The organism is Streptomyces sp. NPDC047049, assembly GCF_040643995.1.
GTDB classification, from domain to species: domain Bacteria; phylum Actinomycetota; class Actinomycetes; order Streptomycetales; family Streptomycetaceae; genus Streptomyces; species Streptomyces mooreae.
In genome coordinates, this window is record NZ_JBEYVM010000006.1 from 361,471 (window position 1) to 375,461 (window position 13,991).

Consider the following 13,991-nt stretch of genomic DNA (forward strand, 5'->3'; position numbering starts at 1 on the left):
TTCCTTCCAACTGGCCCTCCATGAACGAGAGTTCGGATTGCCTCGTACTGGCGTACGCAAGGCGCCCACTCAAGGAGGTGGCGAGGGGTAGCGAAACCCCGAAGTGGGCCCGGACCCCACCCGTGCAACAACTAGCGTGCGTGCTCCGCGAACTGCCACGGCCGATCCGGAGGGCGCCGATGCCTACCGCATTCCCCCAGGGGAACCAGACGTTCCAGGAGGCTCACAGATCCCCAGGGCCCCAGGGTTCCCCGGGGGCAGTCCCCGTCCCCGCCTCCGCCCGGCGGCGGGAGCGTGAGGGCGGACGACACGGTCGGGCCTCGTTCCCCGAATCCGCTGCCGACTCGGCGATACGGACCCGCCTGGTCCGGCTCGCTGCCGTCCCCTGCCTCCTGGTCGCCGTCATCTGCACGGGCGCCGCCGCCTTCGTGGTGCAAACCGGCGGCGCCCGGCTCACCGGCCGCGAGTGGGTGGTGCTGTGCGGCGGTCTCGCGCTGGTCTGCGTCATCGTGCTCACCGCGAGCGCCGCTGCCAACGCCGAGGCCCGCGCCACCGTGACCCGCTACGCCCGGCTGCGCCAGGTCTGCGCCCGCAGCCAGTCCGACCTGTACGACCTGCTGGACCGCGTACGGCAGGGCGAGTGGATCCAGCGCCGCGAGCCCGAACCGGGCGTGGTACCCACCGGTGACACGCTCGACCTGCTCGCCCACGAGGTGGCCGCCGCGGGCCGGGCCGCCGAGTCCGCCGTCATCGACGCGGTCGCCATCGCCCGCAGCAACGCCAGCGGCAGCGAGCAGAAGGTCGAGGTGTTCGTGAACCTCGCCCGCCGGCTGCAGTCCCTGGTCCACCGCGAGATCGAGCTGCTGGACGAGCTGGAGAACCAGGTCGAGGACCCGGACCTGCTCAAGGGCCTGTTCCACGTCGACCACCTGGCCACCCGGATCCGCCGGCACGCCGAGAACCTCGCGGTACTCGGCGGCGCCATCTCGCGCCGCCAGTGGAGCCGCCCGGTGTCCATGACCGAGGTACTGCGCTCCTCGATCGCCGAGGTCGAGCAGTACCCGAGGATCAAGCTGGTGCCGCCGATCGAGGGCACCCTGCACGGACACGCCGTCGCCGATGTCATCCACCTGCTCGCCGAACTCGTCGAGAACGCCTCGATCTACTCCGCCCCGCAGACCCCGGTCCTGCTGCGCGCCCAGCTCGTCACCGCGGGTCTCGCGGTCGAGGTCGAGGATCGCGGCCTGGGCATGTCGGCGGACGAGCAGGCGCGGATGAACGCCCTGCTGGCCGACCCCGAACACATCGATGTCGCCGAGCTGTTGAGCGACGGCCGGATCGGACTGTTCGTGGTCTCCTCGCTCGCGCGGCGGCACGGCATCGTGGTGCGGCTGCAGAGCAATATCTACGGCGGTGTGCAGGCCGTGCTGATCGTGCCCCAGGAACTGCTCGGCGAGGAACCGGCCGAGGGGGACGCGGAGGGAGCGGAGGGGCCGCGCGCCTCATCGCCGGACACCGGCCCGGCGCGCGAGCACGACGGGGGCTACGCCGACGGCTTCGTCGACGGCCCTGACGCCCCCGACGGGGCCCATACGCGTCACGAACACCCCCGCGATCACACCTCCGTGGAGCCTCCCGAGCGCCATGACCCAGGAGTGAGCCCCGGCCGCCGCACCGTGGCCATCCCCAGCCCCGCTCCCGCCCCCGACACGCTCGACACGGCACCGCGCGGATACGGCGACGGTACGGCCCCGGCTTCGGCCCCGGTTCCGGCCCCGAGGCCCCTCCCGGCGGACACCGATCCCGTCTCCGGTCCCGACGCCGGTGCCGCGCGTCGCCGGCTGGTCCGCGCAACGGGTTACTGCACCCCCGACGTCCGCCTGTCCGCCGCGCGGCTGCCCGAGCCGCAGACCTCCGACGCCGCTCCGGCCGGCCGCGCCGCCGATCCCGGCCCGGTCGTGCTTCCGCCCGCGCCGTCTGCCGTGGACAACAGCGCCCGCCCGCGGCTGCCCCGGCGGCACAAGCAGACGCACCTCGTTCCCGAGCTGCGCGGCGACCCGATCCTGCCCTCCGCGACCCCTCGCACGGGGCCCGAGCCCGAGCACGACCCCGGCCTGATGGCCGCCTTCCGGCGCGGCTTCAGCCTCGCCGACGACACCTATGCCGGCGACACCGCCGGCGGTAACGGCACCACGGCCCACGGCGGCGACACCAGCAGCCCGGCCGGCAACGACCTGCTCTACGACCGTGACCACGATGCCACGATGGCCCGCCCCCGAGGAGACGACCGCAACCATGGTGAGTGATGTGCGTGCGCAGGCGCATTCGCAGCTGCAGTCAAGCCAGCACACCGACCTGTCCTGGCTGCTGACCGGGCTCGTACAGCGGGTGCCGCACGCCCGGAGCGCGCTGCTGCTGTCCTCGGACGGCCTGGTGAAGGCCGCCCACGGCTTCGACCCGGACAGCGCCGACCACATGGCCGCCCTGTCCTCCGGCCTCTACTCCCTCGCCCGCAGCGCCGGTGTGCGCTTCGGGGATGGCGACGAAGTGCTGCAGGTGGTGGTCGAGCTGGAGTCCACCCTCCTGTTCGTCTCCACCGCCGGATCGGGCGCGTGCCTGGCCGTGCTCGCCGGCCGCGAAGCCGATGTGGCGGTACTGGGCTACGAGATGTCGATGCTGGTCAAGAGCGTCCGGCCCTATCTGTCCACCCCCGCACGCCACCAGACGCCCGCGGGCGGTCGTTGACCATGACCGTGCGTCGCCGATGGCGGCAGGGCGGAGAGCCGTGGTATGACGACGCGGCGGGCCGGCTGGTCCGCCCGTACACCGTCAGCAACGGCCGGACCCGTCCGACGGCGCACTTCGACCTGCTGACCATGGTGATGGCCACCGGCCGGCGGCCCGTTTCCTGCCAGGGCCCCGACTACGCCCAGGTGCTGAGGCTGTGCGGCGGGCCGGTCTCCGTCGCGGAGATCGCCGCCCACATACGGCTGCCCGCCGTGGTCACCAAAGTGCTCCTCGCCGACCTCGTCGACTGCGGGGCGCTCACCGCGCGGGCCCCCGCGGCCGTTTCGGCAGGGCCCGCGTCCCGTACCGACCGAGCCCTGCTGGAGGCGGTGCTGAATGGACTTCGCAAACGACTGTGACCCCCACACCCCGGGGGACACCTCGACCGACCTCTTCCCCACCGCGCTCAAAATCCTGGTCGCGGGGGGCTTCGGGGTCGGCAAGACGACCTTTGTCGGCGCGGTGAGCGAGATCGAGCCGCTGAGCACGGAAGAGCTCCTGACCCAGATCGGTGTGGGTACGGACGATCTGGCGGGTGTCGAGAACAAGGACACCACCACCGTCGCCATGGACTTCGGCCGGATCACGCTCAGCCCCGAGCACGTCCTCTATCTCTTCGGGACGCCGGGGCAGCAGCGCTTCTGGTTCATGTGGGACGAGCTGTCCAACGGTGCGCTCGGCGCGGTCATCCTCGCCGACACCCGGCGCCTGGACCAGTGCTTCGCGGCCGTCGACTTCTTCGAACGGCGCGGCATCCCCTTCATCGTCGCCGTCAACGAGTTCGACGGCTCCTACCACTACGACCCGGACGAGGTCCGCACCGCCATGGACATCTCTCCCCATATCCCCGTCGTGCTCTGCGACGCCCGCCGGTGCGGCTCGGCCACCCACGTCCTGGTCTCGCTCGTCCAGCATCTGCTCACCCCCGCCCTCGCCGCGACCCCGGAGCTGCCGTGAACCACCCCGCCTCCCGCGTCCCCTACCTCTCCTACGATCCGACGCGCCATCTGCTGCTCACCCCGCAGGACGACGAGGCCCCGGCGCGGGTCGCCCGGCTGCGTGCCCTGGGGATCGGGGAGTCCCCGCTGCCCGCCTTCGACGAGTTCGCCCGCAAGCTCGCCCGGACCACCCGGGCGCCGTACTCGATGGTCAACTTCATCGACGAGCGCCGGCAGTACTTCGCCGGCCTCTACACCCCCGCGCAGGACCGGGCCGTCGAGCTGGGGCCGGCCCCCGCCAGCGCCCAGCCGGGCCGGGTGATGGACCGTGACCACGGGTACTGCCCGCATGTCATCGTTCGCCGGAAGGCCCTGGTGCTGGAGGACGTCTGCGACTATCCGCGGTTCGCCGGCAACCCCGTCGTGGACGAGATCGGCATCCGCTCCTATCTGGGTGCGCCGCTGATCGACCGTACGGGGACGGCGCTGGGCACCGTCTGCGTCGTGGACCTCGAACCGCGTCCCTGGGGCCGGGAGGGGCTGGAGACCATCAAGGCGATGGCCGCCGAACTCGTCGAGCAGATCCACCGTATGGAGAAGCAGCAGAGCGACGCCTGAGGAGGCGCACGGGGAGGCCTCGCCCGGAGCGCGCCTCCCCGGTCCGGAATCCGGCCCCGGTGCCCGGCGCGTCCGGCTCCAGGAGAGACATCCCCTGGAGCCGGACGCCCGGCCCGGGGCCGCGGCATCGGCCGGCTGGCCGTGACCGCGTACCCCGTGACCCAGGCTGCCGCTCATCTCGGCCCGACGCACCGGGAGCGTCCGGGCACCGGGCCGGTGCGCTGGCCCGGCACCGTGGCCGTGGTGTCCTCGCCCCGCCCGGCGGGTGCCGGTACCTCCGCGGGGGTGTCGCCCTCCTCGGGCCACTCCGAGGGCTCCAGTCGCAGCAGGTCCGCCAGCCGGCTGGACCACTCGCCCCGTGCCTGCCCCAGGGCCAGCTCGCCCAGGCGCAGCAACTGGATGTCGGAGGTGCCGGCCGGCGCGAAGATGTGGTGGGCGTCGCGCAGGAAGCGCTCCACCGGCCGGTCGGTGAACAGCCCGCAGGCGGCGTGGATGTCCATCGCGTCGCGCGCCGACTCCAGTGCCGACTCCACATTGACCAGCTTGGCGTTCATCAGCTCCGCATCGCACGGCAGCCCCTGGTCGAGGAGGTGCACCGCGTGGTATGCGGACAGCCGGGACAGCAGCAGCCGCGACTGGATCCGGCCGAGCTTGAGCTTGATGTTGCCGAGATCGGCCAGCGGTTTGCCGTAGCGCTGCCGCCCGGCGCAGAACGCCGTGGTCTCGTCCAGCACCGCCTGATGGATGCCCAGCGAGACGGCGGTCAGATTCGGCCGTCCGTACAGCACGCTGGAGGAGTAGGCGACCGACAGTCCGTCGCCCTCCCGGCCCAGCAGATTCGCCGCCGGAATACGGCAGTTGTCGAAGAACAGCTCGCCGAAGCTGAAGCCGTGCAGCCCCATCGCGGGCTGCTGCGAGCCGACCCGGAAGCCCGGGCGGTCGGACTCGACGAGGAACGCCGACAGGCCTCTGGAGCCCTCGCCGGTGCGGGCCACCACGCCGTGGAGGTCGCCGACGTGACTGTTGCCGACGTAGACCTTCCGGCCGTTGAGGACGTAGTTGTCGCCGTCGCGAACGGCGGTGGTGGTCATGCCCAGCACATGGCCGCCGGACTGCGGTTCGGTGACCGCGATGGTCGGCAGGCAGTCGCCGGCGGCTATGGCCGGCAGCCAGGTCTTCTTCTGCTCCTCGCTGCCGAAGTGCACGATCTTCGCGACGCCCAGCTGCGACGCCTGCACCATGGCGCCCATCGCGGCGCTCACCCGGGAGAGCTCTTCGATGATCAGGGTCTTGGCGACATGGCCGGCTCCCATTCCGCCGTAGGCGCGGTGCACGGTCGCACCTATCCAGCCCTGCCGCGCGATCAGGCGCGAGAGGTCATGGCAAACGGAACGGTTCGCCTCCATTTCTGCCACCCGGGGGCGGACCTCCCTCTCGGCGAACTCCCGCACCTGGTGCCGGAGTACCTCATGCCGCTGGTCCGTGAAGTAGCGATGCAAGACGAGCCCCTCCTTGGCGATCTCCCCCGTGCTGGTCGCATCACGCCTCGGACGACACCCGGTGGTGCCGTCGCAGCGAACGTTCCGGAAAGTGATCTTTCGCTTACCCCGTGCAATACCCGTTGGCATACCTACTGCGGGGCGCATAAAACATCAACTGGGCGCATTTAAGTGGTGAGTTGAGGCGCGCAGTGGAGGCGCACCACCCCCTGTTCGAGGATGTGTGCGGCGCGATTCCGAGGGCTGCGGAATCGCGCCACCCCACGCCTCCCGCCCCGCTCCGGCGGGGTGTCGCGGATCAGTGTGAGACGTCGCAGCAGGACTCGCGGCGCTGCTGCCGGCCCACCTCCAGCCAGTCGGTGCCGGCCGAGCGCAGCGACCGGGCGGCGGGGGCCGGGAAGGAGCCGGTCAGCTCCCGCTGTGTGAACAGCCGTCCGCCGCGCAGGACCGCCGAGGTCCGCACCAGCGCGTCGAAGTCCCGGAACGGGTCGCCGTCCACCAGCGTCATATCGCCGAGCTTGCCGACCTCCAGCGTCCCCAGATCCCGCTCTGCACCGAACACCCGGGCGGGCAGCGCGGTCGCCGTGCGCAGCGTCCGGCTCACGCTGAGGCCGCCGCGGTGCAGCGCCCGCAGGCACAGATGCAGGCCCAGTCCCACCGGCACCAGGGGCTGGTCCGTACCGAGCGCGACCAGCCCGCCGCCCGCCAGCACCCGCCGGTAGAGGCCGACCTCGGTGTCGATATCGGCCAGCTGTGCCGGAGTGGGGCGATGCCCGGCGTTCTCCCGTACGAGCGCGGTGTCCCAGGGCGGCATCAGCCGGGTGACCCGCACATCGTCGGCCAGCGCCGGATCGTCACCCAGCAGCGCGGCCGCGGAGAACGGCGTGGCGAGGAGATGGAAGCCGGTGCCGGTGTAGACCTCCTCGACGTCCTGGTAGGCGTGCCCGGAGCCGCTGACGGCATGACCGAACTCCAGTCTTTGAGTGGCCTGCAGATGCGTCGTCAGGTCCTGGCCGAGCTGGACTCCCGGGGTGAGCAGATGGCTCCCGGCCCGGACCCCGAGCCGCTGGTGCGCGAAGCGCGCGGCCTCTTCCATCACCCAGCCCGGCGCCCGTACATAGGTCTTGACGAAATCCCAGTCCAGGGCCGCGCCGCGCGCCAGCGAGCGGCGCAGCCCCGCCCGGGTGCGGTGCGCCCGCCCCATGCTGTACGCGACCCGGGCGCCGTCCAGCAGCTCGCCGCAGGTCAGCAGGCGCGGCCCGGCGAGTGCGCCGGCCGCCACCGCCTCCCGGAGGCGGGCCTGTTCATAGGAGAAGCCCCCGCAGGAGACCGCGGTGGTGATGCCGTAGGCGAGCTGCAGCGCGGTCTGCCGCCCGCCGTAGGTCGTCTGCCAGGGGTGGGTGTGAGCGTCCCAGAGTCCGGGCAGCACGGTCTGCCCGGAGGCGTCCACCCGGCGGGCGGCGCCGGACCGGCCCGGGCGGTGCGCCTCCACCGCGGTGATCCGCCCGTTGCGCACCACCACATCGACGTCCTCCCGTACCTCGTCGCCGGTGCCGTCCCAGAACCGGCCCGCGTGCACCACGGTGTCCCGGGCGCGCGCGGGGCGGAGCCCGAGGGACAACGGGACGGTCCGTGCCGTGCCACCGGACACCCCGATCAGCCGCAGCTTCCCGGCCGAGAGATACAGGAGCGTGCCGGAGTCCCCGGACCACGACGGATGGTCGGCGCTCTCCTCCGTCAGCTGCCGCGGCGCACCGTCCGGCGTGCCGTCGGGCCGCACCGGCAGTACCCACAGCGCGGACTCGACGATCATGGCCAGCCAGTGCCCGTCGGGCGACCAGACCGGCCCGGAGTCATAGCGGTCGGCGATCGACACATGCTCGGCGACCGGGTACAGCCGGTCCTTGCCGGTCCCGGTGTCGACGATCCGGATGACGTTGTAGCCCTCGCGGAAGCGGCGGTTGAGGCGGGTGCGGTCGCAGTACGCCAGGTAGCGCCCGTCCGGTGACCAGCTGGGACGGCCGGGCAGCCCGCCGGCGCCCATCGGTGCGGCCAGTACCTTCTCCGCGCCGTCGGGCAGTGTCCGTACGACCAGATTTCCGGACATGTCCAGAGCGGCCAGCCGTCCGCCGTCCGGCGACAGCGCGGGCTGCACCCGGCCGCCGGTGGCCAGCACCGTCTCCTCACCGGAGGCGAGAGCGCGGCGGCGCACCGCGAACAGCCCGTCCCGGTCGTCGGCGTAGAGCAGCGCCCGCCCGTTGCGGGACCAGCTGGGCGCCAGGACGTAGCGGGTGGCAGCGGACCGGACGATCCTGCGCGCGGTGCCGCCGCCCGAAGTGGGCGCGATCCAGAGGCCGTTGAGCGCGGCGAAGGCGACCTCGCCGCCGTCGGGCGAGAGCGCGGGCAGGTGCACCCCGCGCACCGGACCGGCGGCCGTCCGTTCGAAGCCGTAGTCCTTGACGCGGTAGCGGGGGCGGTCCAGCGGCAGCCGTGCGGTGAACGGGATGGTCTCGGCGTGCTGCGGGGCAGCGGGCCGGACGATCCGGAACTGTCCGCCGACGGTCAGCAGCAGCTCGTCCCGCGAGACCCAGCGCGGCGGCACCGGCTCCACATCGCCGTCGACCGCGACCCGGCCGCCGTCCACCACCAGCGCGCAGGTGGGCCCCGGACGGTCCGTGGTCCGCAGATAGGCGAGCCGCCCCGTGGGGGACAGCGCCGGCGCCAGCACCTGTGCGGTCGCCGTCTCGGTGTGCTCGGTGCGCACCGCACCCCGCCCGTCGGCCGGCGCCGAGGCGACGGTGCGGGAGACCAGCGCCGCGCCCGCCACCCGCCCCCGTACGAACACGATCCGCGTGCCGTCCGGCGACCAGCAGGGGTCGAAGTCCTCCCAGGCGGCGTCCTGGTGCGGGCCCTCCTGACCGGGCAGCCCGGTCACCCGGGTCAGCTTCTTCGTCGTCACCTCCAGCACCCAGATCCGGTACGGGCTGCCGGCCACCGCGTCCCCGCCCCGCTCCGAGGCGAAGGCGATCCGGGTGCCGTCGGGTGACCAGGCGGGGCCCCGGTCGTCCCACGGGCCGTCGGTCAGCTGCCGCAGACCGGAGCCGTCGGCGGCGAGCGTCCACAGATGGAAGGCGCCGCCCCGGTAGGCACAGACGGCGATCCGGCGGCCGTCGGGGGAGTGCACCGGACGGGTGGGCTCCAGATCGGGCGGGGTCAGCGCCACCGCGTCGCCGCCGGCCCGCGGCAGGGACCACAGGACGTTCTGGACCTCGGCGACCAGCCGGTCACCGGCCGGGGAGAGCGAGGCGGCGCCATTGGTCGCGGCCGTGAAGGACAGGGCGGCACCGCTCGCACCGGCGTCCTGCGCCCAGGCGCCGGCAGCCGTGACACCGGCCAGACCCGCCGCCGCGGCGGCCGAGGCGGTGCCCTGCAGAAATCTGCGGCGGGACAGCGGCGCGGGGAGAAGGGGGGAGTTCTCGAAATGATCCTCGGAACGGTCCTCGAAACGATCCGTGGTGTCCAACGTTCCTCCTGCGAAAGGGGGTTGCGGCACAGAGTCATCAAAGAACCGGCTGATCGTGTCACGCCGCCCGGGGACGGGGGCAACCACGCCACGCGCGCCCCATGGCGCACCGCCGCCCCGCGCGCAAGAGTGGGCGCCGACGATTCGTCAGCCACCGCCCGTCAGCCACCGCCCCGGCAGTCAGGAGACGACGCCATGCAGGCCATGCAGCAGGACTTCCACCAGGCCCCGGACGGCGCCCGTATCGCCACCTACACCTGGCTCCCGCCGTCCGGTCACCCGCGCGCCCTGGTGCAGATCGCCCACGGCGCCGCGGAACACGGCCGGCGCTACGACCGCTTCGCACGCTTCCTGACCGGCCACGGCTATGCCGTCCTCGCCTCCGACCACCGGGGGCACGGCGCCACCGCCGCCTCCACCGGCGGCCGCGGGGTGGTCGGCGAGGACGCCTGGCGGGCGATGGTCAGCGACCTCAAGGGCATCGGCGACCATGCGGCCGCCGCCCATCCCGGCGTCCCCCTGGTGCTGCTCGGCCACAGCATGGGCGCGATGCTGGCCCGCGACTACGCCGAGGAGTACGGCGCCGACCTCGCCGGACTGATCCTCACCGGCGCCTTCCGCACCCTGCCAGGACTGGACCCCGAAGGCGCCGTCGACGAACTGGACCAGGAGATCGCCCGGCACGACCGCCGCGCGCTCTCCTCCTTCATCCCGCGCACCTTCAGCTCCTTCAACGATGCCTTCCCCCACCGCACCGGCTTCGAATGGCTCTCCCGCGACGCCGCCGAGGTGGACGCCTACGTGGCCGACGAGGACTGCGGCTTCCCGTTCTGCGCCGGTCTCGCCGCCGACTGGGTACGCGCCATCCGCAAGATCAACGACCCCGCACACCTCGCCCGCATCCCGCGCGGACTGCCCGTGCACCTCGCCGTCGGCGACCAGGACCCCTGCCACCAGCGGATGACATTGATCCACGAACTCCTGGAGGACTTCCGCTACCTGGGCACCCGCGATCTGACCTGGCGGGCCTACCCGGACGCCCGCCACGAGATCCTGAACGAGACCAACCGTGACGAGGTCCAGGACGACCTGCTGGCCTGGCTCGGCAAGCACGTCTGAGCCGCGGACCGGGCCCGGGCCGGGGCCGGGCCGGGGCCGGGCCGGGGCCGGGAACCGGGGCCGCGGCCCGGACGTCAGGACCGCGGCCCTGGTCGCCGGGGCAGACCTGCCCCGGTCGCCGGGTCAGACCTGCCCCGGCTTGAAGACGTCCTGCTCGATGAGGATCTTGTCGATCCGGGCCTTGTCCACCCGGTTCGTCACCTCCTCGACCTCCTGGCGGTCGCGGATGCACTTGGCCAGGGTGAACGCCGAGGACACCACGAAGACCAGACCGATGGCGAGGAAGCCGCGCTCCCAGGGTCCCACCGGCAGTTTGATGATCCCGATCACCAGCGCCGCCAGCGACAGCCCGAAGGAGATCGCGGCCTGGACGAAGAAGGCCGTGGTCGTCGGCCGCTGAATCGATGGAGTAGTCATGCGCGTAGCGTGACGGCGCGGTGACGACGGTGCATGAGTACGGGTACTCATCTCTCCGGTCGGCCGTACGGGCCCCGACGCACCGGTATGGCAGCACCCACCCTCTGACATGCGGTATTGTTCTCGTGCGCGGTCAGCCGGGGATTCCCGGCCGAAACGGGCACCGGGACGTGGCGCAGCTTGGTAGCGCACTTGACTGGGGGTCAAGGGGTCGCAGGTTCAAATCCTGTCGTCCCGACTGGAGTTCTCTCCATTGTCGCAGGTCAGAGCCTTGTTTCACGAGAGTGAAGCAGGGCTCTCGATCGTTTTCCGGGTTCCTCGTGGGCTTTCCGCACCGATGATGATCATGGTCGGCCGGGCGGCTCGCCCGGGTGAACGTCCCGGGTGAAGGGCCGGCGCGGCGTTCTCCCGTCAGCGGTACCGCCTGCGGCCCGGCGTTCTCCGGTCAGCGGTACCGACCGCGCCCCGCCACCGCCGCCAGGGTCAGCGGAACCGTCAGCAGCATGGCGATAAGGAAGAGCTGCCCGTACCTGTGGTCCGCCGCCGTGGTGGCCGTCAGGCTGCTGGCGAGGGCGCTGCCGCCGTAGAGGCTGACCCCGAACATCGCCACGCCGGTGGCCCTGGCCTCCGGGGCGACGGCGATCGCCCACGACTGCAACGTGGTGTGCATGAACGACCAACTGCCGCCCAGCAGCAGTGCGGTGACCGCCAACGCCGGGAGGGACCGGCTCGTCGCCGCGGCGGCATAGGCCGCGGCCGCGGCAGCCCCGCCGACCAGGAGCAGCACTGCCGGGCTCCACCGTCCCACCAGTCTCTTGACCACCTGCGCGAAACCCATGGCCCCCACGCCGTACAGCGCGGACACCGCCCCGGCCACGGCGGTCGGTACGCCCCGGGCCTCCAGCGCGGGCGCCAGGTACGTCAAGAAGCCCAGGAGTACGGCGCCTTCGGTCAGGGCGAGCGCCATCACGAACCACATCCACCGCGACCGCAGCACGATACGGAAGGGCGCCAGCAGGGATCCGGCGGGCTCCCGCTCGGGCTCGGCCAGGTGCCGCAGCGCGTGGGCGAGGTAGGCCGCGACCAGGCCCGGTAGCAGGAACACCGTGCGCCAGCCGGCGTAGTGCGCCAGCGCCCCGGCCACCACCGTGCCCAGCGCGGTCCCCAGCGAGAACGCGGTCATCAGGTCGCTGAGCGGGCGCTGGCGGACCTCGGCGGGCACCACGTCACCGACGTAGCTCAGCGAAGCCGGGACGCAGGCGGCGAAGCAGCCCCCGGCGAGGGCGCGGGCCACGATCAGGATCGTGAGGTCGGGGGCGAGGGCGGACAGCAGCGAGGAGACGGTGCCCGCCGTCAGCGAGAGCCGCATCACCCGCACCCGGCCCAGGCGGTCACTGGCCAGCCCCCACACCGGCTGCATCAGGCCGTAGCACAGGAAGTAGACGCTGGCCGTGAGGACGACCGTGGCCATGCCGGCGCCGAGTTGGGCGGCGATGAGCACCAGCATGGGCGTGATGCAGAAGCGGTCGAAGTTGCTGACGAATCCGGCCGAACGCAGCAGCCAGAGTGAACGGGAGGAGAGGGAGGCGCAGTTGGGGGGTGCGGTGGCGGGGACGGTGGTCACGGGAAGCCGGCTCCTTTCTGTTCTGTGCCCGGGTGGTACCGGGTCCCCTCAAGATCACCACCCTGGCCGTCCGGATGGTCGCCGTAAGCGGTTACGATCGCTCACACCCTTGCCGTGCGCCGCTGTGTGAACACCGTGGCCCGGCGGAGAGGGGAAGGGGGGCGTGATGGGCGGCGGGGTGGAGCGGCCGGCCGGCGGGGGCGGTACGGCGCAAGCCCTGCGCCGGGAGCTCGGCGCGTTCCTGCGCTCGCGCCGGGAACGGCTTTCCCCGACGGAGCTGGGCCTGCCGGTGGGGCCGCGGCGCCGCACCCCGGGCCTGCGCCGCGGCGAGGTGGCCGACCTGGCCGGTATCAGCAACTCCTGGTACGCGTGGCTGGAACAGGGGCGGGTGCGCACCTCCGAGCAGGTGCTGCGGTCCGTGGCGCGGGCCCTGCGGCTGGACGAGGCGGAGACCGCGCACGTCCTGTCGTTCACCGAGGACCCGGCACCGGCCGGGGAGCCGCCGGGCTGGGTCTCGCGCAACCTGTTGTCGCTGGTGGAGTCGGTCTCCCCCAACCCGGCCGCGGTCATCGACCCGCACTGGGACCTGCTGGCCTGGAACGCCGGTTACGCGGCGCTGCTGACCGACCCCGCGCGGCTGCCGCCCAAGCGGCGCAATCTGCCGTGGCTGGTGTTCCGCTGGGCTCCCGCTCGTGGCCTGATCGTCAACTGGGAGGTCGAGGCGCGCTATCTGCTGGGGCAGTTCCGCGCCAACGCGGCCCGCCACCCCGCCGACCGGCGGTACGGCGAGATCGTCGCCGAGATCACCCAGGACGCGGACGCGGCCCGCTGGTACGGCGAGCGGGAGACGGCGGTCTACCGTCCCGCCGTGCGGCACTTCCGGCATCCCACGGCGGGCGAACTGCGCCTGCGCTACGTCAAGTTGGCAGCCGTCGACGAGCCCGGTCATCACCTGCTGTGCTACCTGCCGGATGACCGGGACGCCGAGGCGGCCGTGCGCAGGCTCACCGGGGGCGGGTGAACGCTCAGTCGGGCCAGGACGCGTAGCGGCGCCGGCCGTACAGCAGTGGTCCGGGGCGGAACTCTGCGGGGGCGTCGGTCCACATCACCTCGCCGACGATGTACTTGGTGGCGTGCACGCGCGGGCCGCCCGGAGCCGGGCGGGTCCACGTCCGGGGCGTTGCTGGCGCCTTGCGATCGCACGCACCAGGCGTCGCTCCTTCCTCCACGGAGATCCGTCAGAAGCGCCCTAGCTGTGTTGTCCGGAGAGGTTGGTGACGCGGCTGGCTGGGGTGTGGCCGCTGATTCCGGTGTGGGGTCGGTGGTAGTTGTACCAGTGCAGCCAGTCGGGAAATGCTGCCTGTCGTTCGTCGTCTGAGGTGTAGGGCTGTTGGTAGGCCCATTCGTCGAACAGGGTGCGGTGGAAGCGTTCGACCTTGCCGTTGGTCTGGGGTCGCCAGGGGCGT

Annotated in this window: 12 protein-coding genes and 1 tRNA gene; 8 read left to right on the forward strand and 5 right to left on the reverse strand. The window is 72.4% G+C overall.

Going from position 1 to position 13,991, the window contains the following annotated elements; translation table 11 throughout:
- Positions 1–179: 179 nt before the first annotated feature.
- From ABZ851_RS17980 to ABZ851_RS18000, 5 genes are read left to right on the forward strand one after another with little or no spacing between them, the layout of a single operon-like run.
- Positions 180–2,306, forward strand: coding sequence for an ATP-binding protein (locus ABZ851_RS17980; protein WP_361128186.1), 2,127 nt, complete (start codon positions 180–182; stop codon positions 2,304–2,306).
- Complete coding sequence (locus tag ABZ851_RS17985; protein WP_361128189.1) at positions 2,296–2,745, forward strand: roadblock/LC7 domain-containing protein; 450 nt, start codon at positions 2,296–2,298, stop codon at positions 2,743–2,745. Before ABZ851_RS17980 ends, ABZ851_RS17985 begins: the two co-directional genes overlap by 11 nt.
- Before the next feature lie 2 nt (positions 2,746–2,747).
- Positions 2,748–3,146 (forward strand): DUF742 domain-containing protein, encoded by a 399-nt coding sequence (locus tag ABZ851_RS17990; protein ID WP_361128192.1) that lies wholly within the window; start codon positions 2,748–2,750, stop codon positions 3,144–3,146.
- Entirely contained in the window at positions 3,124–3,744 is a 621-nt protein-coding gene (locus tag ABZ851_RS17995) for an ATP/GTP-binding protein (RefSeq protein ID WP_361128195.1), read from the forward strand. The genes ABZ851_RS17990 and ABZ851_RS17995 overlap by 23 nt, the downstream gene beginning before the upstream one ends.
- Complete coding sequence (locus tag ABZ851_RS18000) at positions 3,741–4,343, forward strand: GAF domain-containing protein (protein WP_311621613.1); 603 nt, start codon at positions 3,741–3,743, stop codon at positions 4,341–4,343. The genes ABZ851_RS17995 and ABZ851_RS18000 overlap by 4 nt, the downstream gene beginning before the upstream one ends.
- 173 nt (positions 4,344–4,516) lie before the next feature.
- On the opposite strand, the gene ABZ851_RS18005 is transcribed toward ABZ851_RS18000, so the two are convergent.
- Both ABZ851_RS18005 and ABZ851_RS18010 read right to left on the reverse strand, forming a co-directional pair.
- Positions 4,517–5,842 carry an acyl-CoA dehydrogenase family protein gene (locus ABZ851_RS18005; RefSeq protein ID WP_361128199.1) on the reverse strand — a complete coding sequence of 442 codons (1,326 nt, stop codon included), beginning with the start codon at positions 5,840–5,842 and terminating at the stop codon, positions 4,517–4,519.
- Positions 5,843–6,140: 298 nt separating this feature from the next.
- Positions 6,141–9,293 (reverse strand): amidohydrolase family protein, encoded by a 3,153-nt coding sequence (locus tag ABZ851_RS18010; RefSeq protein WP_361128269.1) that lies wholly within the window; start codon positions 9,291–9,293, stop codon positions 6,141–6,143.
- 267 nt (positions 9,294–9,560) lie between these two features.
- Here ABZ851_RS18010 and ABZ851_RS18015 point away from each other — a divergent pair, with 267 nt between their 5' ends.
- The gene (locus tag ABZ851_RS18015) at positions 9,561–10,484 is read left to right on the forward strand and encodes an alpha/beta hydrolase (RefSeq protein WP_361128202.1); all 924 of its coding nucleotides are present in this window, start codon (positions 9,561–9,563) and stop codon (positions 10,482–10,484) included.
- A 123-nt stretch (positions 10,485–10,607) separates the two neighbouring features.
- Here the strand turns inward: ABZ851_RS18015 and ABZ851_RS18020 are convergent, their stop codons facing one another.
- On the reverse strand, positions 10,608–10,901 hold the full coding sequence (locus ABZ851_RS18020) for a YiaA/YiaB family inner membrane protein (RefSeq protein ID WP_030078864.1): 294 nt from the start codon (positions 10,899–10,901) through the stop codon (positions 10,608–10,610).
- A 164-nt stretch (positions 10,902–11,065) separates the two neighbouring features.
- Here ABZ851_RS18020 and ABZ851_RS18025 point away from each other — a divergent pair.
- A tRNA-Pro gene (locus ABZ851_RS18025) sits at positions 11,066–11,139 on the forward strand.
- Positions 11,140–11,346: 207 nt separating this feature from the next.
- Here the strand turns inward: ABZ851_RS18025 and ABZ851_RS18030 are convergent.
- Complete coding sequence (locus tag ABZ851_RS18030; protein ID WP_361128206.1) at positions 11,347–12,525, reverse strand: MFS transporter; 1,179 nt, start codon at positions 12,523–12,525, stop codon at positions 11,347–11,349.
- Between the two features lie 166 nt (positions 12,526–12,691).
- Between ABZ851_RS18030 and ABZ851_RS18035 the strand changes: the two genes are divergently transcribed.
- The gene (locus ABZ851_RS18035; RefSeq protein WP_361128209.1) at positions 12,692–13,546 is read left to right on the forward strand and encodes a helix-turn-helix transcriptional regulator; all 855 of its coding nucleotides are present in this window, start codon (positions 12,692–12,694) and stop codon (positions 13,544–13,546) included.
- 228 nt (positions 13,547–13,774) lie between these two features.
- On the opposite strand, the gene ABZ851_RS18040 is transcribed toward ABZ851_RS18035, so the two are convergent.
- The coding region (locus ABZ851_RS18040) for an integrase core domain-containing protein (protein WP_361128212.1) at positions 13,775–13,991 on the reverse strand (217 nt) is incomplete at its 5' end.